This is a genomic window from Streptomyces sp. NPDC047072 (assembly GCF_040643855.1).
In the GTDB taxonomy this organism is placed as follows: Bacteria; Actinomycetota; Actinomycetes; order Streptomycetales; family Streptomycetaceae; genus Streptomyces.
Window position 1 is genome coordinate 1 of sequence record NZ_JBEYVC010000206.1, and the last position, 18,697, is coordinate 18,697.

Sequence of the window (18,697 nt, forward strand, 5' to 3'; positions counted from 1 at the left end):
GTCGGCGCCGACCCGCTCGGCAGGGCGAGGACGGGCCGGGACGGAGCCGCCAACGCGGGCGCCTCCAGTGCGGGCGGTTCCAACGCGGGCCGCTCCGTCGCCCGCGGCTCACGCGGCACGAGGTCGGTCGACGGGCGCTCACGGCGCGGCGCGGCGGGAGGAGCGGCGGCCTGGACGCGGTCGGCCGGCAGGGCCGCCTCGACCGTCGGACCGAGCTTGGCGCGGGCCACGCCGTACCACTGCTTGGCGATGTCGTCGAGGGCGGGATCGGCGGAGGCACGGGATCTGCCGGAGCCGGAGCCTGACCCGGTGCCGCTCGACGGCGTGGCCGGGCGGCGCTTGGAACCGGCGCCCGCGATGGCGCGGCCGCCGTTGGTCGCCGTGCCGGAGGCGCGCGTGGCGTTGAAGGTGCGGCTGTCGTTCTCGGCGCGGTCGTAGAGGCTGTTGATCCGCTGCCCGACCTCTTCCCGGCTGGGCTGCTCGTCCGCCGCCGCAGGAGTGGCGCCGGTGGTCTGGGACAGGAGGGCCGCCGAGGCGAGCGCGGCACCGGCGAGTGCGGAGTTCCGCAGGGCCGGGAGGCTGGACCCTCCACCGCGCGAATTTCGTTCCGGCGCCATGAAGACTTGCCCCTTCCGTCGTGCTGCTCGGCAGTCAACCTAGCCAACTTGTGTGTCTCGCGTGAAGGTTGAAGCGTTAAAAGCGTGATGCAAAACTGTGACCTTCGTCGCGTCGAGCCGTTGGACAGGGTTTGCGGTGACGTTCAGTGCGCGTGCCGCTGCGTTCGCCACGCCTCGTAATGGTCCAGCACCGTCTCCTCGATCGGGCGGTAGGCGATCCCGAGTTCCTGTGTACTGCGGCTGTTGTCCACCCGGAAGCGGATGCCGAGGTGCTTGCGGATGTAGTCCTGGGTGAGCCCGAAGGCGGGCCCCAGCACCCGCACCGGCCAGTGGGGGAGTGCCGTACGCGGAATGCGCAGGCCGCGCGGGTACCGGGTGCGGATGATGCGGGCCATGTCGTGGAACGACGTCATCGTCCCGGCCGCCAGGATGTAACGCCCCTTCGCGTCCGGCTTCTCGGCCGCGGCGATGTGCGCGTCGGCCACGTCCCGCACGTCGACCGTCGTGAAACTGAAGTCCGGGGCGCCGTAGAAGAAGTAGCCCTTGAAGAACTCCTCCAGCAGGAAGAGGCTGCCGGACTCGGAGGCGGGGGTGAGCGAAGGGCCCAGGATCAGGCCGGGGTTGACGGAGACCATCCGCCAGCGGTCCTGGGCGGCCTCCGCGTCCCAGGCGGCGCGTTCGGCGACCGTCTTGGCGTAGTGGTAGGGGTTGTTCTCCACCGTGCTGGAGGTGTTGACGTACTTCTCCGAGAGCACCTGGTCGTCCATGTCCCGGACATCGGCGTAGTCGCCGAAGATCGCGCCCACGGTGGACGTGAACACCAGGCGTTCCACGGTCGGGGTCCGCCCGATGCTCGCCAGCACGTTGCGGGTGCCGACGAGCGCCGGGTCGACCATGTCCTTCTGGCCGTCCTTGATCTTCTCCGGCATGAAGAACGGGGAGGCGACATGGAACACCACCCGGCACTCGGCCATCGCCTCGTCGAAGGACCCCTCTTGGAGCAGGTCGGCCTCGAACAGCGCGAGCCGGTCCGGGAATTCCTCCTGCATCTCCCGCAACGGCCGTACTTTGTCGGTGTTCGCGGTACTGCGCACGGTCGTGTTCACCCGGTAGCCGCGCTCCAGCAGCCGCCGCACCAGATGACACCCGACGAACCCGCTGCCGCCGGTGACCAGCACGCTGCCCGACTCCGCACCCATTGCCGTCGCTCCTCACCCCGGGGGATGACATTGAAGCACCGGCGGATCTTCGACGGCCGGGGCTCGTACGACCTTCCGGCTCAGACGGTGAAGCCTGGGATCGGCGCGGCGTTCGGGCCGCACGCCGCTGGAGGATGCGAGGAGAGCGCTGGACCCAGTGTCGGCCGCGTCCGCGATCGGTCCCAGGGGCGGGAGAAGACAAGGCGCCCGGGTTCGCCGGACGCCTTGTCTCATGGGGGCTGTGGGGGATCTGTCACCAACGCGGGAGCCGCAGTTCGTAGTCGGGCTGGAACCGTTGCATGTAGCCCGTGTCGTCACGGCTGCGTACGCCCGAGTCGACGTACAGCCGGTGCAGCCGCTCCAGCGCGTCGTGGTCGAGTTCCACGCCGAGACCGGGCCCGGTCGGGACCTTCACCTCGCCGTCCCGGATCTCCAGGACGCCCGGACGGATCACGTCGTCGGCGAAGTTCCACGGGTAGTGCGTGTCGCAGGAGTGGTCGAGGTTCGGGATGGCCGCCGCCACATGGGTCATCGCGGCGAGGCTGATGCCCAGGTGCGAGTTGGAGTGCATCGACAGGGCGATCCCGAACGCCTCGCAGACGGCGGCCAGTTCACGGGTGCGGCGCAGTCCGCCCCAGTAGTGATGGTCCGTCAGCAGCACCTGGATCGCGTTCTGTTCGATCGCCGGCTTGAGGTGCTCCCAGGCGATCACGCACATGTTGGTGCCCAGCGGCATCGGCGCGTCCTTTGCCACCTCCGCCATGCCCTCGATGCCCTTGGTCGGGTCCTCCAAGTACTCAAGGACACCGTCGAGTTCACGGGCGACGTACTTCGACGTCTCCACCGTCCACGCGGTGTTGGGGTCCAGGCGCAGCGGCTGTCCGGGGAAGGCCTCCGCGAGCGCCCTGATCGCGGCGATCTCCTCGTCGGGCGGGAAGACACCGCCCTTCAGCTTGAACGACCTGAACCCGTACCGCTTCTGCATCAGCCGGGCCTGCTCCACGATGCCGGCCGGGTCCAGGGCCGCGCCCCAGTCGTCCCCCACGGCTGCGCGGCCGTCGAGGGCCGGATGCTCGGCCCACTTGTAGAAGAGGTACGCGGCGAACGGCACCGAGTCCCGGACCGTCCCGCCGAGCAGGTCGCTGACCGGGCGGTCGAGCAGCTTGCCCTGCGCGTCCAGGCAGGCCACCTCCACCGCCGAGGTGGTCCAGCCGCGCTCGTGCGAGGACGGCACCGTCGGCAGCAGGGCGGCGTCGATCGCGGCGCCGAGGGCCGTCGTGTCGAAGACGTCCATGCCCACGACGACCTTCGCCGCCGCCCCAAGTCGCTCCAGGCGGGCGACCCCGCCGGGGGACTCGCCGAGGCCCACCGTGCCGTCCTCCAGGACGAGTTGGAGGATGATCCGCAGGGCGAGGGGCTCGTGCACGCCGTTGGAGTTGAGCAGCGGCGGGTCACGGAAGGCGATCGGGGTGACGATCAGCTCTTTGATGCGCGTCGGCTCGGTCATACGCCGACCACCTCCAGCCCGTGGTCGATCAGCTTCGACAACTGCGCCACATGCTCCGGCGTCGGATCGACGAGCGGCGCCCGTACGCCACCCACGTCCAGGCCACGCAGGGCGACTCCCGACTTGACCAACGCCACGGCATACCCCGGTACTTCGTCGCGCAGGCGCACGAGGGGGCCGTAGAACTCGTCGAGGAGCGTGTCCACGAGCCGTCGGTCGCCCGCGGCGAGTGCCCCGTGGAAGGCGAGGGCGATCTCGGGCGCGAAGGCGAAGACGGCGGAGGAGTAGAGGGAGACGCCGATGCCCTGGTAGGCGGGCGCGGTCATCTCGGCGGTGGGCAGGCCGTTGAAGAACTGGAAGTCCTCCGTGCCCGGCACGGCCCGCACCGCGCGCACGATGCGGTGCATCCGCTCGATGTCGCCGAGGCCGTCCTTGAGGCCGACGACCTTGGGCAGGGCGGCGATCTCGGCGGCCGTCTCCGCGGTGAGACGGGCGGTGCCGCGCTGGTAGAAGATCACGGGCAGGTCGCTCGCGGCGGTGACCTCCTCGACGTAGCGCACCAGGCCCTGCTGCGGGGCCGTCACCAGGTACGGCGGGAGCAGCAGGATGCCGTCGGCGCCCGCGCGGGCCACCCGGACCGCGTGGTCGCGGGCGACCGGGGTGGGGCCGCCCGCGGCGGCCAGGACGGGCACCCGGCCCGCGGTCGTCTCGACCGCGACCCGGGTCGCCCGCTCCAGCTCGTCGGGCGTCAGTGCGTGGAACTCACCGGTGCCGCAGGCGACGAACACGCCGCCCGCACCGGCCGCCACACCGCTGTCGATGTGCTGGGCGAGTCGTTCCTCGTCCAGTGAGCCGTCCGGGGCGAACGGCGTCACCGGGAAGAACAGGACTCCTTGGAACTTCATGTATCCCTCGTAACTACGGTGTCAGCCCTTGGTGGCACCGGCGGCGATGCCGGTGACCAGCGAGCGCTGGAGGAGCAGGTAGACGATCAGGCTGGGGATCAGGGCGATGACCGCACCGGCCAGGACCACCCCGGAGCCGACCTCGGGGTCGGTGCGCAGGATGGACAGGGCGACGGTGACCGTGTAGTCGGTGGGGTCCTTGGCGGCGATCAGGGGCAGCAGGTACTGGTCCCAGATCATGATGAAGCCGAGCACACCGGCGACGCCCAGCGCGGGCTTGCACAGCGGCAGGATGATCTGCCAGAGCATCCTGAGCTCGCCGACGCCGTCGAGGCGGGCCGCCTCCTCGATCTCGGCGGGGATGTCCCGCATGAACTCGGTGAGCATCATGACCGAGAAGCCCCAGGCGCCCAGCGGCAGGATGACGCCCCAGACCGTGCCCTTGAGGTCCAGGTGGACCACCGGTACGTCACCGAGGACCAGGGACAGCGGGATCGCGATGACCTCCTCGGGCAGCATCAGCGTCATCATGAACAGCATCATGATCAGCGCCTGTCCGCGGAACCGGTGCCGGGCCAGCGCGTACGCGGCGAGCGTGCACACCACGAGCTGGAGCAGCAGGCCGCCGCCCGCGATGACCAGGGAGTTGCCGAGGTAGTCCCAGATCCCGCGCTCGCCCGCCACCGTGAAGTTCGACAGCGTGCTGTCGTGCGGCAGGAAGGAGAGCGAGGAGCCGCTGGGGTTGGTGGTGAAGGCGCCGGAGAAGATCGTCAGGAACGGCGCCGCGAAGACCGCGAGGGCGATCACACAGAGCAGGATCCTCAGGCCCCAGGCGAGACCGGGCCTGTCGTTCCAGCCGAGGGCGGTGTCGAAGCGGGCCGGGGTGGCCCGCTGTGCCTTGCCGCTCCGTCCGGCCGGGGTGTCAGGGGCCGCCGGCCGGACGGGGTCGATGACGGGGGCGCTCATCGCGCTTCTCCCCTCTTGCGCAGGTGATTGACCATGACGGTGAGCAGGAGCGTCACGCACAGCAGCACGACCGAGGCCGCCGAGGCGCCGCCGATGTCGTTGCGGGTGAAGCCCAGGGTGTAGGCGCGGGTCATCCAGACGTCGGTCGACCCGGCGGGGCCGCCGCCGGTGAGGACGTAGACCTCGGTGAAGACGCGCAGACCGCGGATGGTGGCGAGCGTGAGGACGATCATCAGCGCCGGGCGGATCGCGGGGAGCGTGACGTACCGCAGCCGCTGCCACAGCGACACACCGTCCATCGCCGCCGCCTCGTACAGCGAGCGGTCGACGCCGGCGAGACCGGCCAGGAAGATCACCATGTTGTACGGCGCCCAGATCCAGATGCCCATCACCATCGTCGAGTAGAGCGCGATGTTCGGGTTGTCGAGGAACTGGACGGGACCGAACCCGAACAGGTGCAGCCCGCTGTTGAGGAGGCCGTCCGAGGTCGGGTAGTACATCAGCCGCCACAGCTCACCGACGACCGCGGTCGCGGTGACCGCGGGCAGGAAGACCGCCGTACGCAGGATCTTCAGCGAGCGCGCCTGGCCCTCGAGCAGCAGGGCGAGGGCGAAGCCGAGCAGGATCGCGCCGACCGACTGGCCGATGCCGAGGATCAGGGTGTGCCCGATGGCGTCCTGGAAGCGGTGGTCGGTCAGGACCCGGGTGTAGTTGTCGAGGCCGATCCACTTGTCGCCGAGGAAGGGCCGCACGTCGAAGAAGCTGAGCCAGATGCCCTTGGCCATCGGCCAGAACTTGAAGACGAGCGCGAGCAGCAGACCCGGGGCCAGGAAGAGCCAGGGGACGACGGCCCTCTTGTCGAAGGCCCTCTTGCCGGCTGCCTTCTCGTCGAGGCCTCTGCGCGTCGCGGGGGCGGGTATGGTCGCGGTCATTTCAGCAGGTCCTGGTCCTTGAGGTCACCGGCGAGCGTGTCGTTCAGCTCCTTGAGCTGGGAGCGGACGTCACCGCCGCAGTACGTGAAGATCGAGTTCAGCGCGTCGGCGGTGTCCTGCTTGATCGGCGCGAAGTCCGGCGCGTTCGGGAACTGCTGGGAGGCGTCCTCGTAGGCCTTCTGTACGACACTCCAGCGCGCGTCGTTGCGCACCTTCGCCGCGTCCAGCGTGGAGTTCGTGGGGATCCGTACGACGGGCTGGTGGCCGTCGACGCTGGTCATGGCGATCTTCTGGCCCTCCGGCGAGACCAGGAAGGAGGCCAGGGCCAGCTCCTGCTTGTCCTTGCCGGTCTTGGCGCCGAGGTAGACGTTCTCGCCGTCGGCCAGCACATCGCCGCCGGCCGGGCCCGCCGGGGCTGGGACGACCTCGTACGTGGCCTTGCCGGGCGTGGCGTCGAAGGTGGTGATGTTGTACGGGCCGGTCATGTACATCCCGGCGTTGCCGTCCTGGAAGTTGGTAGCCGTGGACGTGATCGCGGTGATCGCGCCGGGCTGGAGGACGCCCTTCTTGCCGCAGAAGAGGTTCTTCTTCATCCAGGTCACGGTGTTCACCGCGGCGGCGGAGTCCATCGCCGGGGTGTACTTGCCGTCACCCGCCGACTTGATGATCTGCGCGCCGCCCTGCCACAGGAAGCTCGCGCCCCACCAGGCCGCGTAGCCGTTCTGTGCGCTGGCCGGCGCGACGATGCCGTAGGTGTCGGCCTTGCCGTCGCCGTCCGGGTCCCGGGTCGCGAAGGCCTCGGCGACGGAGAGCATCTCCTGCCAGGTCGTCGGCGCCTTGAGGCCGAGCTTCTGCAGCCAGTCCTTGCGGATCATCAGGGTCTGGGCCTGACGGGAGTACGGGACGCCGTAGTGCTTCCCGTCGACGCCCACCGTGGAGGCCCAGGACTTGGCGGTGATCTCGTCGCCGCCCGTGATCGAGGCCGGATCGATCGGCTTGAGCAGCCCCTGGCTCTGGTAACTGCCCATCAGCGCCGTGTCGTTGATCATGACGTCCGGCAGGTCCTTGGTGGACGCCCGGCTCTGGAGCTGCTGGTCGAAGTTGATGACCGGCTGGTAGTCGATCTTGATGCCGGTCTTCTTGGTGAAGGCGGCGAAGACCCGGTCGTAGGTGGCGGCCGAGTCCGGATTGCTCCGGGTCCAGACCTCCAGCGTGTTCGGATCGCTGCTGCCGGCGCTGTCGGAGCCGGAGCCACAGGCGGCCGTTCCGAACATCAATCCCGCGACGGTGGCCGCCGCGGCCAGGCGGCGTCGTCGTCGGCGATCGCCCATGGACACTCTCCGTTCATATCCGTGAACCCGCTTCACGAATCTAAATGATCGGCCAAGCTACGGATCGTTTCGGCCGTATGTCAATACATGGCCGGGAGATTTCATCGAGCCTGTGCAGGCGAGCTGACAACGTTGTTGCGCCCAAGCGGAGGGTGGGCCACCGTGGCTGCCCATGAGTACGAAGGTCTACGACGACGAGGGCGCCGCGGCCGCGGCGGAGCGGTTCACCGGGCGCCGGGCCACCGCGGAGCGCCCGCTGTCCACGGCTCTCGCCGAGGTCACCCTGGACGACGGCAGAACCGTGATGGTCAAGCGCGGGGACGCCCCGGACGAGCTGCGCGCCGAGGCGGCGGGCCTGCGCTGGCTGGCGGAGAGCGGCGCGGTACAGGTGCCGTCCGTCCACGGCCACGACTCCCGCCGGCTGGTCACCGACCTCGTCCCGCGCGGCCGACCGCACCCGGACGCGGCGCTGGACCTGGGCCGGGCGCTGGCCGCGCTGCACGGCTCCGGCGCGCCCGCGTTCGGCGCCGCGCCGCCCGGAGGGCCCACCGAGGCCTACATCGGCCGCGCGCCCATGCGGAACGTGGCGGGCGCGAGCTGGCCCGAGTGGTACGCCGAGCACCGGGTGCTGCCGTATCTGCGGCGGGCGGTGGACGACGGCACGCTCTCGGCGGCCGAGGCCCCGGTGATCGAGCGGGTCTGCGAGCGGCTCCCCGACCTCGCCGGTCCCGCCGAACCGCCCGCGCGGCTGCACGGCGACCTGTGGAACGGCAACGTGCTGTGGGGCGCCGACGGCCATGCCTGGCTGATCGACCCGGCCGCGCACGGCGGCCATCGCGAGACCGACCTCGCGATGCTCCACCTCTTCGGCTGTCCGCACCTGGACGAGGTCCTGCGCGGCTACGAGCAGGTGGCACCGCTCTCCGACGGTTGGCGGGACCGGGTGGGGCTGCACCAGCTCTTCCCGCTGCTGGTGCACGCGGTCCTGTTCGGGCTGGGGTACGCGGAGCAGGCGCTGAACACGGCGAAGGCGGCCCTGGAGCGGTGAGATGCCGTTCCGGAGCCGCCTGGCCACGTGACGACGTGGGCGAGGAGAGCGAGAGAACTGGAGCTTTGGAGGCCCGGTTGTCAGCCGGTGAGAAGGAAGCCCTCTCATGGCCTCGCCGCACGTGTCACGTCAAGGGCGAGGAGAGCGGAAGGACTGGAGATCCAAGCCCCATGGGGGCTCATCGAGTTGAGAAGGAAGCCCTTCCATGGCCTCGCCGGGTGTAACGCTAACAGTCACTCCGGGATCAAGTCGCGCAGATTTTCCGGGGTGATGACCACCGAGTCCGGGTGCAGCCCCTCGGGACGCTCCAGACCGACGTAGGTCACCGGCCCCTCCGGCACCGCCTCGGCGTCCCACGGCGTCACCACGGTCCCGCGCGCCGCCATCAGCTCGGTCACGTACCTGACCGTGAGCTGCTCCCGCTCGACGATGCCGCGCAGTAGCGTCGCCACCGAGACCTGGTTGTTCTCGACCTGGTTCTGCGCCGGGAACCCCTTCAGGTACAGATGCAGCCACCGCGCGGACCAACTCCCGTCCTCCGCACGGCAGAAGACCAGCGGCAGCGCCACCCGGCCCGGCCCGCGCAGCTCCGACTTCATCCGAACGGTCCGCGCCTCGAAGGGCCGCCCCTTCTGCTCGCCCTCGCGCAGCATGAACCCGAAGAACGACTCCTCGGCCTCCTCGAACCCCTCCCCGGAGTAGATGTTGACCTGCGGGACGATGTACGTCCCGCGCACGGACCCGAGCCGCAGGTTGATGAACTCCGAGGCCCCGTCCGGGGCGTTGGTGATGTCACCGGAGTGCTCGCCCTCCATCTCACGGAGGTTGGTGTACGACAGCCAGGACACCGTCTCGTAGTTCTCGTCGAGGAGCACCGCCGACAGGTCGTAGTCGGTGGTCCGCTGCGCCTGCTTCCAGTACACGAAGAACCGCAGCAACTCCCCCTCAACTGGCGACCGGGACCCGCGCGGCAGCACACCGAGCCCGGCCGTCGTCGCCCGCCCGCTCAGCGGCAGGGCCACGTCCAGCACGTCCGGGCCGACCAACAGCCGTTCCGTGACCGGGAGTCGACGAGCGATCGCCGCGTCCAGCACGGAGATCAGCCGCTCACGCTCCGCCTCCGGTACGGCCGGACGCGTGTCGTCGGCGACATGGGCGCGGCCCAGCCGGTTGACGAACACCCGCCGCCGGCCCGCCTCTTCGGCCCGGTTGTGCAGATGCTCGCGGACCGACAGCGCGACCCGCCCGGAGACCTCCGGCGCGACCTGCTCCACGGCGGTCACGACCACGTCCCGCTCCTCCTGCGAGACGGCGTCGCGCAGCAGCCGGTCCAGCGCCCGGAACAGTTTGCCCGGCGCCGACTTGAGCAGCGCGACGGCCCCGACGAGATCGCCCGCGCCGAGGAGGTCCTCGACCCGGCCCTCGAAGGTGGTCGCCTTCATCTCGCCCCGCGCGACCGCGAACACCTCGACGGCGTACGGCCACTGCGGGAACTCGTGCGGATGCAGCCGCTCCCCGAGCCGCTTGAACGCCTCGCGGTCGAGCCGTACGTCGGCGAGCTTGGCGGGGTTCGCCGCGATCACCGAGTCCAGCCCCGCGAGCAGCGCACGGCGGACCGGACGCGAGAGGGACCGGAACCGGGTGGGCTCCTGGAGTGTCACGTCTCCGTCGGAGAGCGCGCAGGCCAGCCGGAGCACATCCGTGACGGTGTCCAGCAGCGGAGTCGCTCCGGCGGTGAGCCGGGCCGCGTTGACGACCGCACGGTTCTCCCGGACGGGGATCACCTCGGGCTGGGGGCCGTCCACGCAGTGTTCGGCGAGGGCCATGAGATCGGTGAGGTGACCGGTGCTCAAAGGAGTGGCGCTGGTGGCCAACGCCAGGTAGAGCGCGGTGAGTTCGGTGTCCAGCTCGTCGCCGACATGGAGCACCGTCAGCCGGTCGCTCGCGGCGGCCGTCAGCTCCTCGTGCGCGGCGAGCATCTCGTCGTACGTGTGCCGGTAGGTGCCGTAGGACGGGAGCGTCAGCAGGTTGACCACGCCGTTGCGCAGCTGGGCGAGGACGCCCGGGCGGGCCTTGTCGTCCTCCAGGGCCTCGCGCACGCAGCGCGTCCAGAACTCGAAGGTGTCCGGGACGTTGTGCGGGAAGTCCTTGAAGTAGACGTTGTGCCCCACATGGTCGCCGACCATCTCGCGGACGGTGGCGAGCGTGCCGACCGCGGTGTCGACGACCGTTTCCTCGGAGAGCCCCGACAGGCACGACAGCGCGTCAGCGGACAGCTTGAAGCCGACGGACATCAGCGCGGCGTCGAACTGCCGCGCCGCGACGTCACCCTTGCCGACGGGGCCCGCGGGCGCGGGCAGCCGAAGGGCATGCCGAATGACCAGGGATTCCAGACGGTGGACCATGCCGGAAATGGTCGCAGAGGTGTTCGATCCGGCGCACCGGAGTTTTCAGGTGCCGGTCAGGACTCCTGCGCCTGCTTCTTCTCCTTGATGCGGGCGTTCTCCTTGCGGACCTCCGCCTGCGTCGCGCGCTCCTTCTCCAGCCACTCGGGGCCTTCCTCGCGCAGCGCGTCGATCTGCTCGGTGGTGAGCGCCTCGGTGACCCCGCCGCGCGCCAGACCCGCGATCGACACACCGAGGCGCGCCGCCACGACCGGGCGGGGGTGCGGGCCGTTGCGTCGCAGCTCCTGCAGCCACTCGGGCGGGTTCGCCTGGAGTTCGTTCAGGTCGGCGCGCGAGACGACGCCCTCCTGGAACTCGGCGGGGGTGGCGGGCAGGTACACACCCAGCTTCTTCGCCGCGGTCGCGGGCTTCATCGTCTGGGCGCTCTGGTGCGACTTCATGGTGTCCAGACTATCCGCCGCGGACGAGACCTCCGACCACAGTGGGTAACCTTGCCGCGTGACAGACTCGCCGGAATCCCCCTCCTTCCGCCTCGCCTACGTCCCCGGGGTGACGCCCGCGAAGTGGGTGCGGATCTGGACCGAGCGGTTCCCGGACATCCCCCTGGAGCTGCTCCAGGTGACCTCCGCCGAGGCCTCCGACGTCTTGCGGGACGGGGGCGCGGACGCCGGATTCGTACGACTGCCCGTCGACCGTACGGTCTTCAGCGCGATCCCCCTCTACGCCGAGACGACGGTCGTCGTGGTCCCCAAGGACCATGTGATCACCGCGGCCGAGGAGATCACCCTGGACGACCTCGCCGACGAGGTGGTCTTCCATCCGCTGGACGACGTCTTCGACTGGGAGCGGCCGCCCGGGGAGCCGGCGTTCGAGCGCCCGGCGACCACCGCCGACGCGGTCGAGCTGGTCGCCGCGGGGGTGGGTGTCCTCGTCGTCCCCATGTCCCTGGCCCGCCTCCACCACCGCCGCGACCTCACCTACCGCTCCATCACCGACGCCCCCCAGTCCGACGTCGCCCTCTCCTGGCGCGAGGACGCGACGACGGACCTCGTGGAGGACTTCATCGGCATCGTCCGGGGGCGGACGGTGAACAGCTCCCGGGGGCGGCGGGCGGAGGAACAGCCCGCGAAGAACGCCGAACGGAAGCCGGCGGCGGGTGGGAAGACCGGGGGCCGGAAGCCGGCGGGCCCTGGGAAGAGCGCGGCGCGCGGGGGGACGGGTGGCTCGCGGGGCGGTTCCGGCGGGGCCAAGGGCGGACGTGGCACCTCCGGCACCGCCAAGAACGCCGGCGCCCGCCGGGGAAAGCCACGCCGCAAGTCGTAGCCGCGTCCCCTTTTGCCTCCGGCCTCTTCCGTCTCCCGCCCCTTTTGGCTCCCGCGCTTTTCTGGCTCCCGGTCCCTCAGCCCTGTCGGTCCCCGACCGCCCTGTGCGCCCCGAACACCCCGGCCGACCCGAACACCCGCTCCGCGAAGCGTTCCCCCATCCGGCGGTGTGTCGCCGCGTCCGGGTGGAGTTCGTCCGGCAGGGGCAGCTCGGCCGTGTCCTGCTCGCCGTAGAGTTCGCGGCCGTCCAGGTAGTGGAGGTTCGGGTCCTCCGCGGAGCGCTGCGTGACGATGCGGGAGAGTTCCTCGCGGATGACCTGGAGCGTCAGCTTGCCGGTGGCGCGTTCCGCCGGGTCGCCCAGCGTGCGGAACCGCAGCCGCCCCTCGCTCATCTCGCTGAAGTCGGGGAAGCAGGGACCCGGCGTCTCCTCGTGCATGGGGCACAGGATGGGGGAGACGACGAGGAGTGGCACGTCGGGGTGGCCCTCGCGGACCGTGTCGAGGAAGCCGTGCACCGCGGGACCGAACGCCCGCAGCCGCATCACGTCGTGGTTCACCACGTTGATGCCCAGCTTGAGGCTGATCACGTCCGCCGGGGCGTCCCGCAGGGCCCGCGCGGTGAACGGGTCGAGCAGCGCGCTGCCCGCCAGCCCCAGGTTGACCAGCTCCACACCCCCGAGCCGTGCCGCGAACGCGGGCCAGATCGTCGTGGGCCCGGCCGCGTCGGAGCCGTGGCTGATCGAGCTGCCGTGGTGCAGCCACACCCGCCGCCCGTGCTCCCGCGCGGGCTCCACGGGCGCGTCCGTGCGCAGGGCGATCAGCTCGGTCGTCTCGTTGTGCGGCAGCCATATCTCGACGTCCTTGACGTCGGAGGACAGCCCGTCGAAGCGGACCGTGCCCGGCTCGCCGGAGCGCTGATCGGCGGTCCCCGCGGTCATGTCGACGGTGATGACGTTGCCGTTCCGGACACTCCCCGAACCCGCCGGACGGCCGTCGACGACCAGCTCGTACACCCCGTGCGGCCGCGGCGGCGCACCGACGTAGGCCCGCTTGGTCGGCAGGGTCTCCAGCTCCACGACGGTGGCCCGGGACCGGAAGGCCAGCCGTACGCCGGAGGGCTGGGACTCCGCCATGGCCAGCTGCGGGTCGTTGTTCTGGGCGCGCGCCCGCGCGGGCAGGCGGTGCGGCAGCACACCGCGCTCGGTGTGCTCGACGTCGAGCGCGCCGCGCAGGAGGTCGGCGGTGACGGGGGTGGTGATCACGTCGGGCATGTCCTCAACCTGTCGGTCTAGCGGGTGGGCCAGTTGCGCAGCAGCGCGTCGAGGGCGTCCAGGATCCGGGTCCAGGACTCCTCGGGGTCGGGGGAGCTGTGGCTGAACCCGCCTGCCCCCTCCAGGCTCGCGTAGCCGTGGAAGGTGCTGCCGAGCAGCCGTACGGCATGGGTCTGGTCGGCGTCCGAGAGGTCGTAGCCGCGCAGGATCGCCCGCATCATGTGCGCGTGCCGCACGCCCGCGCTCGCGGCCGCGGTCTCGGGGTCGAGGCGCAGCCGGGCGGCCTCGGCGCGGCCTGGGTACGCGTGGGCGTAGTCGCGGTAGACGTCGGCGAAGGCGACGAGCGCGTCCTTGCCGGACCGTCCCGCGACCGCGTCGGCGGACAGATCGGCCAGTTCCTCCAGGGCGAACAGGGCGATACGGGTCTTGAGGTCCTGGGAGTTCTTCACGTGCGAGTAGAGACTCGCGACCTTGACGTCGAACCGTCTGGCCAGCTCGGACACGGTCACGTGCGCGAAGCCGACCTCGTCGGCCAGCTCCGCACCGGCCCGGACCAGGCGTTCCGTCGTCAGCCCCACACGTGCCATAACCACCCTCTCCTCTTCCAGAAGCGATTATGCATTTGCCTAAAGATTTTAGGCAACCTAGCGTGAGGTTATGGAACCGCTGACCGAGCAAGAGATCCGTGCCGCCTTCGTGAACTGCACCAAGGGCGAGGCCAAGCGCCTGTCCGTGCCCCGCGACCTGGCCGAGCGGCCCTGGGAGGACCTGGACTACTTCGGCTGGCGCGACCCCCAGGCGCCGGACCGCGCCTACCTCGTCACCGTGCTGGACGGCCGTCCGAGCGCGGTCCAGCTGCGGGCCGGCTCGCGCGGCTTCTCGCAGACGCGCAAGAGCATGTGCTCCCTGTGTCTGACCATCCACTCCGGCGGGGTGTCCCTGATGGTCGCCCCGAAGGCGGGCAAGGCGGGGCAGCAGGGCAACTCGGTCGGCGCCTACATATGCGACGACCTCGCGTGCTCGCTGTATGTGCGGGGCAAGAAGGACGCGGGCGCGGGGGCGCGCCTGCACGAGACGCTCACCCTGGAGGAGAAGATCCGGCGGACGGTCGACCACCTTGCCGCCTTCGTCGCCAAGGTGGTGGGGCCGTAACGCGCGCGCGTCCTGCGGGAGTTGTGCGGTGGTTCAGGAGACGTACGTCGCCTGCTGTGCCGTGCTCACCACCGTCTCCCCGTCCGTCTGCCCCAGCAGACCCGCCGCCACCCAGGCGTCCACCGTCGAGCGCACCCGTGCGACGAGCGCGCTCTTCGAGGCGAAGGGGGTGCCGGCCCAGATCTCGTCGAGCAGTGAAGTGCCGTCGGGCTTGGCGGGGTTGGCGAGCCCGGAGTCGAGCGTGCCGAAGACGACCTTGGGCTCCGTACGCCGGAAGTACGCGTGGGCCGGGTCCTCGGTGCCCTCCATGAAGGGCGCGAACTCGGTGCCGTTCAGGGTGTAGTGGAGCGGGGTGCCGCTCACGGGGGTGAGGGTTGGCAGCAGGTCGCCGGAGAGGGCGGCGTTGGCGTACAGCCCGAACTGGAGGTAGCTGGTCGACGAGTTGCGGGCGACCAGGTTGACCGGGCCGTAGAAGAGGGTCTGCAGGGTCGGGTCGTCCAGGGCCTTCTCGACGCGGAGCCGGAAGGGGACGGAGATGCGGACGACGTCGCCCGGCTGCCAGGTCCGGGAGATGCTGAAGTAGCTTCCGGGCGACGGAGTCCCGTTCACCGCACCGCCGTTGACGGTCACGTGGAAGCCTGCGGTGGCCCAGGACGGGACGCGCAGCTTCAAGGCGAAGGACGCGGTGCCCCCGCGGAAGGTGAGCGTGGTGCCCTGTTCGCGCGGGTACTGCGTGGTCTGCGTGACGGTGACGCCCTTCTCCGCCCAGGTCAGGGTCGAGGGGCTGTAGAGGTTGACGTACAGCGAACTGCCGTCGGTCGCCTTGAAGTAGACCGAGTCCTGGTACTTGGTGGCGCTCTCCATGCCGGTGCCCTCACAGCAGGTGGTGCCCTGCTTGGGCGTGTAGTCCCGGACGCGCCCGGGCGTCAGGCCGATGAAGTAGGTGACGAGCGGCTTCTCCGCGTCGGCCGAGTCCCGCTTGGAGCCGAGCACTTGGTTGTAAAGGGCCCGCTCGTAGTAGTCCATGTACTTGGGGGACTGCTCGTGGAAGAACAAAGTCCGGCTGAGCTTCAGCAGGTTGTACGCACAGCACGTCTCGGCGGTGGTGTCGCCGATCGTGCCCGCGATCACCCCGGACGCCTTCCAGAACTCGGCGGTGCTGGTGCCGCCGATGCCGTACATCCGGCCCGGTACGACCATGCCCCAGAAGTTCTTCGCCGCCGCGAGGTAACGCGCCTCGCCCGTCGCGTCGTACAGCCGCAGCAGGCCCGTGAAGATCGGGATGTGCTGGTTGGCGTGCAGGTCGCTGAGGATGTCGGTGTTCGCGGCGCACGCGTCGATCAGCGAGTCGAGGTCGAACAGCCGGGCCAGGGCGAGGTGTTCGGCCTTGCCGGTGTACGCGTGCAGATCGACGATCGCCTCGACGATGCCGCCGAACTCGCCGCTGGAGAATAGCCCCCACATGCGCTGGAGCGTCGCCTCCGGCAGCACCGAGAGGCGGGAGCGCATCCAGTCGCCCATGCCGGACGCGAGGTCGAGGGCGCGGGCGTCGTCGGTGGCCGCGTACGCGTCCAGCAGGCCGCGCAGGATCTTGTGTGCGGTGTAGTAGGGCGCCCAGACCTTGGTGTAGTCGCTGGCGGTCATCGACTCCAGCGCGATGAACTGCGTCTCCGGGTAGGCCGCGAGGAACCCCGGGTGGCTCGGGCCGCCCCAGGTCCGGCGCAGGGTCGCGGTCAAGCCGCGCCCCGAGGCGTCCGAGAAGGTGCCGCCCGTCGTGGCCTGGAACCAGTACGAGGCGAGGTCGCCGAGGCCGGACGTGGACAGCTTGGCCTCGATGGTCTGGAGCGAGGTGATCTCGGACTGGCTCAGCGCCCGCGACCACACGTTGAACTCGTCGAAGGCGCCGGCGAACACGGGATCGGCCGGGTAGGTGGAGCGGCCCAGCCAGTTGTTCGCGAGCGTGCCGAGCGCCGCCGGGGTGAGGGTCATCGCGGTGTTCGTCGCCACGGCCGTGCCGTTGACGTAGAGCGTGCCGGTGGAGCCCGAGAGGGTCACCGCGAGGTGGCTCCACTGGTTCAGCGGCAGCGCGGCCGTGCCGTTGAGGCCCTGCTCGCCGCCGGCGCCGCTCGTGGTGATCGCGAACCGGGGCACGCCGCTGCCGTTGCGGGTGGCCAGGTACAGGTACCGGGTGGTGTTGTCGCCGAAGTCGAACACCCGCTGCCAGCTGGCGTAGTGGGTCGGTCTGACCCACACCGACAGCGTGATCGCCGTGGCGCCGCCGAGGACCGCTGCGGGCAGGTCGACGTACTGGTAAGAGCCGCGCACGAGTTCCAGCGCGCCGCCCCACTTCCCGGTCGTGGCGAGCATCTTCGGGTCGGTGCGCAGGGCGGCGCGGGCCTCGGTCAGTGCCGTGATCATCGTCGCGATGCGGTCGGCGAACACCTGCGCGCCGGTGCTCGCGTACGCCTGCGCCAGCAGGGTGAGGAAGTGCCCGGTGTAGTGGCCGCGCAGATTGCCGTTGGCCTCGCCGTCCAGCCCCTCCCAGCCACCCGGGGCGACCGCGCCGCCGGTGGACAGACCGGCGTTGGCGCGGAAGACCTGGAGCAGCCGGTTCACGTCGTAGCCGCGCGCGTGGTCGAGCATCAGTTTCCGCTTTTCGGCGAACACGCCTGTGCCTAGGGCGACTTCGTCGAGGGCGAAGGGCTGGACTGTCCACACGGAGGGTGCCTCCACAGCTGCGGCGGCGGTGGCCTGGAGAAGGGAGCGTCTGGAGAGGGGCGGTGCCATGGGTGCTCCTCTGCGGGAATCTGCGGGTTCGTGGCGTTCGTAATGTCGAACGCCGTCCGTGGTGTCGACCAGACGATAGAGAGGGGGTGGGAGTGGGTCAACGGGGCGGGAGCAGTGAGTCCCGGTCGTCGTCGGGCGGTGGCTCTGGCCGTCCTGGCGGCGCCTCCCCGTTCAACTCCCGCCGTACTTGCCGCCAGGCGCGGATCACCGGCGGCAACCTCCCCAGGACGTCGCCGAGTTGGGCGAGCAGCAGCGTGACGCAGCCGAACACCGCGAGGATCGTCAGGGTGATGTCGTCCCACCTCATCGCGCGGCCTCCGCGGTGAACAGGCCGTGTCCGCACATCCAGTCGAGGGCGAGTGCGCCGAGCCGGTCGGGGGCTTCGAGCAACGTCCGCTCCACGTCGGTGAGTTCGGTGAGTTCGGCGAACTCCGCGGGGGCGTCCGAACGGTCCAGCGCCGCAAGGCGCTTCATCGCCGTGGCCACGGCGTCCGGCCACCCCGGCATCCCGAAGTACGTCGGTGCGGTGACCGCCGCCGTGAGCGCCCTGTGCAGGAGACCGGCCCGCCAGCCGTGTTCGCGCATGACCTGGGCCGTATGGCGGACGAAGTCGTCGACGTGCTCGACGAACTCCTCCGTGGGCAGCGCGGCGCTTCGCAGACTGAACCGCGACCCACCGGCCCACCGCAGATCGACGTCCGCGGCGACGGCCCGGAACGCGAGCAGCGCGTCGGGACCGTCCTCCCGGGCGGCGACCAGCGCCTCCCGCGCTCTGCGGTACAGGTCGACACTCTGCGCGAAGACTTCACCCGCGCTCGGCCCGCGCCGACCTTCGCTCGAACCCCGCTCGGCCTCACGCATCGCCTCCGCCGGCTCTCGCTCGGCCGCTCCCGTCGCTTCCTCCAGCCCTTCCCGCCACGCCTCGGCCACCAGCCCGACCGCCGCGGCGCTCACCAGCGCCTCCGTGTCCTCCGGGTCGACGCCGGCACGGCCCAGCGCGGCGGCGAGGTGATCGCTGATGTCGGGGGTGGGCCGCTCCGGTGCCCTGACCGGGGCCGGTACGGGACCCGGAGCGGTGCGCGTCACGACGACCCCGTGCCGCTCCAACTCCTCGAAGACCTCGTCGGGCCCGCAGTCGATGTGGACGGTGTCGTGCCGTCCGTCGCACTCCTCGGAGCACCCGTACTCCTCGCACTCCTCCGGGTCGGGCGGCGAGGCTCGGCCGAGCCGGGTGGGCGGCTGGGAGTTGGCCATG

Annotated in this window: 15 protein-coding genes and 2 pseudogenes; 3 read left to right on the forward strand and 14 right to left on the reverse strand. The window is 70.6% G+C overall.

Annotated elements, in window-relative coordinates:
- From ABZ896_RS46175 to ABZ896_RS46205, 7 genes and pseudogenes are all read right to left on the reverse strand, one after another.
- Nucleotides 1-617, reverse strand: a pseudogene (locus ABZ896_RS46175) (hypothetical protein); the annotation flags it as partial.
- 143 nt (nt 618-760) lie between these two features.
- Nucleotides 761-1,816: an NAD-dependent epimerase/dehydratase family protein gene (locus ABZ896_RS46180; RefSeq protein ID WP_360943143.1), complete on the reverse strand. Its 1,056-nt coding sequence runs from the start codon at nt 1,814-1,816 to the stop codon at nt 761-763.
- A 253-nt stretch (nt 1,817-2,069) separates the two neighbouring features.
- Nucleotides 2,070-3,323, reverse strand: a complete 1,254-nt coding sequence (locus tag ABZ896_RS46185) for a glucarate dehydratase family protein (protein ID WP_360943146.1) — start codon at nt 3,321-3,323, stop codon at nt 2,070-2,072.
- Nucleotides 3,320-4,228, reverse strand: a complete 909-nt coding sequence (locus ABZ896_RS46190; RefSeq protein ID WP_360943149.1) for a 5-dehydro-4-deoxyglucarate dehydratase — start codon at nt 4,226-4,228, stop codon at nt 3,320-3,322. The genes ABZ896_RS46185 and ABZ896_RS46190 overlap by 4 nt, the downstream gene beginning before the upstream one ends.
- A 21-nt stretch (nt 4,229-4,249) precedes the next feature.
- On the reverse strand, nt 4,250-5,194 hold the full coding sequence (locus ABZ896_RS46195) for a carbohydrate ABC transporter permease (RefSeq protein WP_360943152.1): 945 nt from the start codon (nt 5,192-5,194) through the stop codon (nt 4,250-4,252).
- Entirely contained in the window at nt 5,191-6,126 is a 936-nt protein-coding gene (locus ABZ896_RS46200; RefSeq protein WP_360943155.1) for a sugar ABC transporter permease, read from the reverse strand. The genes ABZ896_RS46195 and ABZ896_RS46200 overlap by 4 nt, the downstream gene beginning before the upstream one ends.
- A complete protein-coding gene (locus ABZ896_RS46205) occupies nt 6,123-7,457 on the reverse strand; it encodes a sugar ABC transporter substrate-binding protein (protein ID WP_360943158.1) in 1,335 nt (444 codons plus the stop codon). The genes ABZ896_RS46200 and ABZ896_RS46205 overlap by 4 nt, the downstream gene beginning before the upstream one ends.
- Nucleotides 7,458-7,629: 172 nt before the next feature.
- Here ABZ896_RS46205 and ABZ896_RS46210 point away from each other — a divergent pair, with 172 nt between their 5' ends.
- Nucleotides 7,630-8,505, forward strand: a complete 876-nt coding sequence (locus ABZ896_RS46210) for a fructosamine kinase family protein (RefSeq protein ID WP_360943161.1) — start codon at nt 7,630-7,632, stop codon at nt 8,503-8,505.
- 233 nt (nt 8,506-8,738) lie between these two features.
- Here ABZ896_RS46210 and ABZ896_RS46215 read toward each other — a convergent pair whose 3' ends face one another.
- The gene (locus ABZ896_RS46215) at nt 8,739-10,910 is read right to left on the reverse strand and encodes a hypothetical protein (RefSeq protein ID WP_360943164.1); all 2,172 of its coding nucleotides are present in this window, start codon (nt 10,908-10,910) and stop codon (nt 8,739-8,741) included.
- 56 nt (nt 10,911-10,966) lie between these two features.
- A complete protein-coding gene (locus ABZ896_RS46220; RefSeq protein ID WP_360943167.1) occupies nt 10,967-11,350 on the reverse strand; it encodes a DUF5997 family protein in 384 nt (127 codons plus the stop codon).
- 58 nt (nt 11,351-11,408) lie between these two features.
- On the opposite strand from ABZ896_RS46220, the gene ABZ896_RS46225 reads away from it, so the two are divergent.
- Nucleotides 11,409-12,233: a LysR substrate-binding domain-containing protein gene (locus tag ABZ896_RS46225; protein ID WP_360943170.1), complete on the forward strand. Its 825-nt coding sequence runs from the start codon at nt 11,409-11,411 to the stop codon at nt 12,231-12,233.
- 76 nt (nt 12,234-12,309) lie between these two features.
- Here the strand turns inward: ABZ896_RS46225 and ABZ896_RS46230 are convergent, their stop codons facing one another.
- Both ABZ896_RS46230 and ABZ896_RS46235 read right to left on the reverse strand, forming a co-directional pair.
- The gene (locus ABZ896_RS46230) at nt 12,310-13,503 is read right to left on the reverse strand and encodes a GDSL-type esterase/lipase family protein (RefSeq protein ID WP_360943173.1); all 1,194 of its coding nucleotides are present in this window, start codon (nt 13,501-13,503) and stop codon (nt 12,310-12,312) included.
- Between the two features lie 17 nt (nt 13,504-13,520).
- Nucleotides 13,521-14,090 (reverse strand): WHG domain-containing protein, encoded by a 570-nt coding sequence (locus tag ABZ896_RS46235; protein ID WP_360943176.1) that lies wholly within the window; start codon nt 14,088-14,090, stop codon nt 13,521-13,523.
- Between the two features lie 70 nt (nt 14,091-14,160).
- On the opposite strand from ABZ896_RS46235, the gene ABZ896_RS46240 reads away from it, so the two are divergent.
- Nucleotides 14,161-14,655, forward strand: coding sequence for an FBP domain-containing protein (locus tag ABZ896_RS46240; protein WP_360943179.1), 495 nt, complete (start codon nt 14,161-14,163; stop codon nt 14,653-14,655).
- Between the two features lie 33 nt (nt 14,656-14,688).
- On the opposite strand, the gene ABZ896_RS46245 is transcribed toward ABZ896_RS46240, so the two are convergent.
- The 3 genes and pseudogenes from ABZ896_RS46245 to ABZ896_RS46255 all read right to left on the reverse strand — a co-directional run.
- Nucleotides 14,689-17,442 (reverse strand): beta-L-arabinofuranosidase domain-containing protein, encoded by a 2,754-nt coding sequence (locus ABZ896_RS46245; RefSeq protein ID WP_360943182.1) that lies wholly within the window; start codon nt 17,440-17,442, stop codon nt 14,689-14,691.
- A 97-nt stretch (nt 17,443-17,539) separates the two neighbouring features.
- Entirely contained in the window at nt 17,540-17,749 is a 210-nt protein-coding gene (locus tag ABZ896_RS46250; protein ID WP_360943185.1) for a hypothetical protein, read from the reverse strand.
- Nucleotides 17,746-18,697: pseudogene (locus ABZ896_RS46255) on the reverse strand (hypothetical protein); the annotation flags it as partial. The gene ABZ896_RS46250 and the pseudogene ABZ896_RS46255, both read right to left, overlap by 4 nt.

Coding starts and splice junctions, on each gene's coding strand:
- ABZ896_RS46185 (WP_360943146.1), bottom strand. CDS start 3,323: ATGACCGAGCCGACGCGCATCAAAGAGCTGATCGTCACCCCGATCGCC.
- ABZ896_RS46180 (WP_360943143.1), bottom strand. CDS start 1,816: ATGGGTGCGGAGTCGGGCAGCGTGCTGGTCACCGGCGGCAGCGGGTTC.
- ABZ896_RS46205 (WP_360943158.1), bottom strand. CDS start 7,457: ATGGGCGATCGCCGACGACGACGCCGCCTGGCCGCGGCGGCCACCGTC.
- ABZ896_RS46200 (WP_360943155.1), bottom strand. CDS start 6,126: ATGACCGCGACCATACCCGCCCCCGCGACGCGCAGAGGCCTCGACGAG.
- ABZ896_RS46190 (WP_360943149.1), bottom strand. CDS start 4,228: ATGAAGTTCCAAGGAGTCCTGTTCTTCCCGGTGACGCCGTTCGCCCCG.
- ABZ896_RS46215 (WP_360943164.1), bottom strand. CDS start 10,910: ATGGTCCACCGTCTGGAATCCCTGGTCATTCGGCATGCCCTTCGGCTG.
- ABZ896_RS46245 (WP_360943182.1), bottom strand. CDS start 17,442: ATGGCACCGCCCCTCTCCAGACGCTCCCTTCTCCAGGCCACCGCCGCC.
- ABZ896_RS46220 (WP_360943167.1), bottom strand. CDS start 11,350: ATGAAGTCGCACCAGAGCGCCCAGACGATGAAGCCCGCGACCGCGGCG.
- ABZ896_RS46195 (WP_360943152.1), bottom strand. CDS start 5,194: ATGAGCGCCCCCGTCATCGACCCCGTCCGGCCGGCGGCCCCTGACACC.
- ABZ896_RS46210 (WP_360943161.1), top strand. CDS start 7,630: ATGAGTACGAAGGTCTACGACGACGAGGGCGCCGCGGCCGCGGCGGAG.
- ABZ896_RS46230 (WP_360943173.1), bottom strand. CDS start 13,503: ATGCCCGACGTGATCACCACCCCCGTCACCGCCGACCTCCTGCGCGGC.
- ABZ896_RS46250 (WP_360943185.1), bottom strand. CDS start 17,749: ATGAGGTGGGACGACATCACCCTGACGATCCTCGCGGTGTTCGGCTGC.
- ABZ896_RS46240 (WP_360943179.1), top strand. CDS start 14,161: ATGGAACCGCTGACCGAGCAAGAGATCCGTGCCGCCTTCGTGAACTGC.
- ABZ896_RS46235 (WP_360943176.1), bottom strand. CDS start 14,090: ATGGCACGTGTGGGGCTGACGACGGAACGCCTGGTCCGGGCCGGTGCG.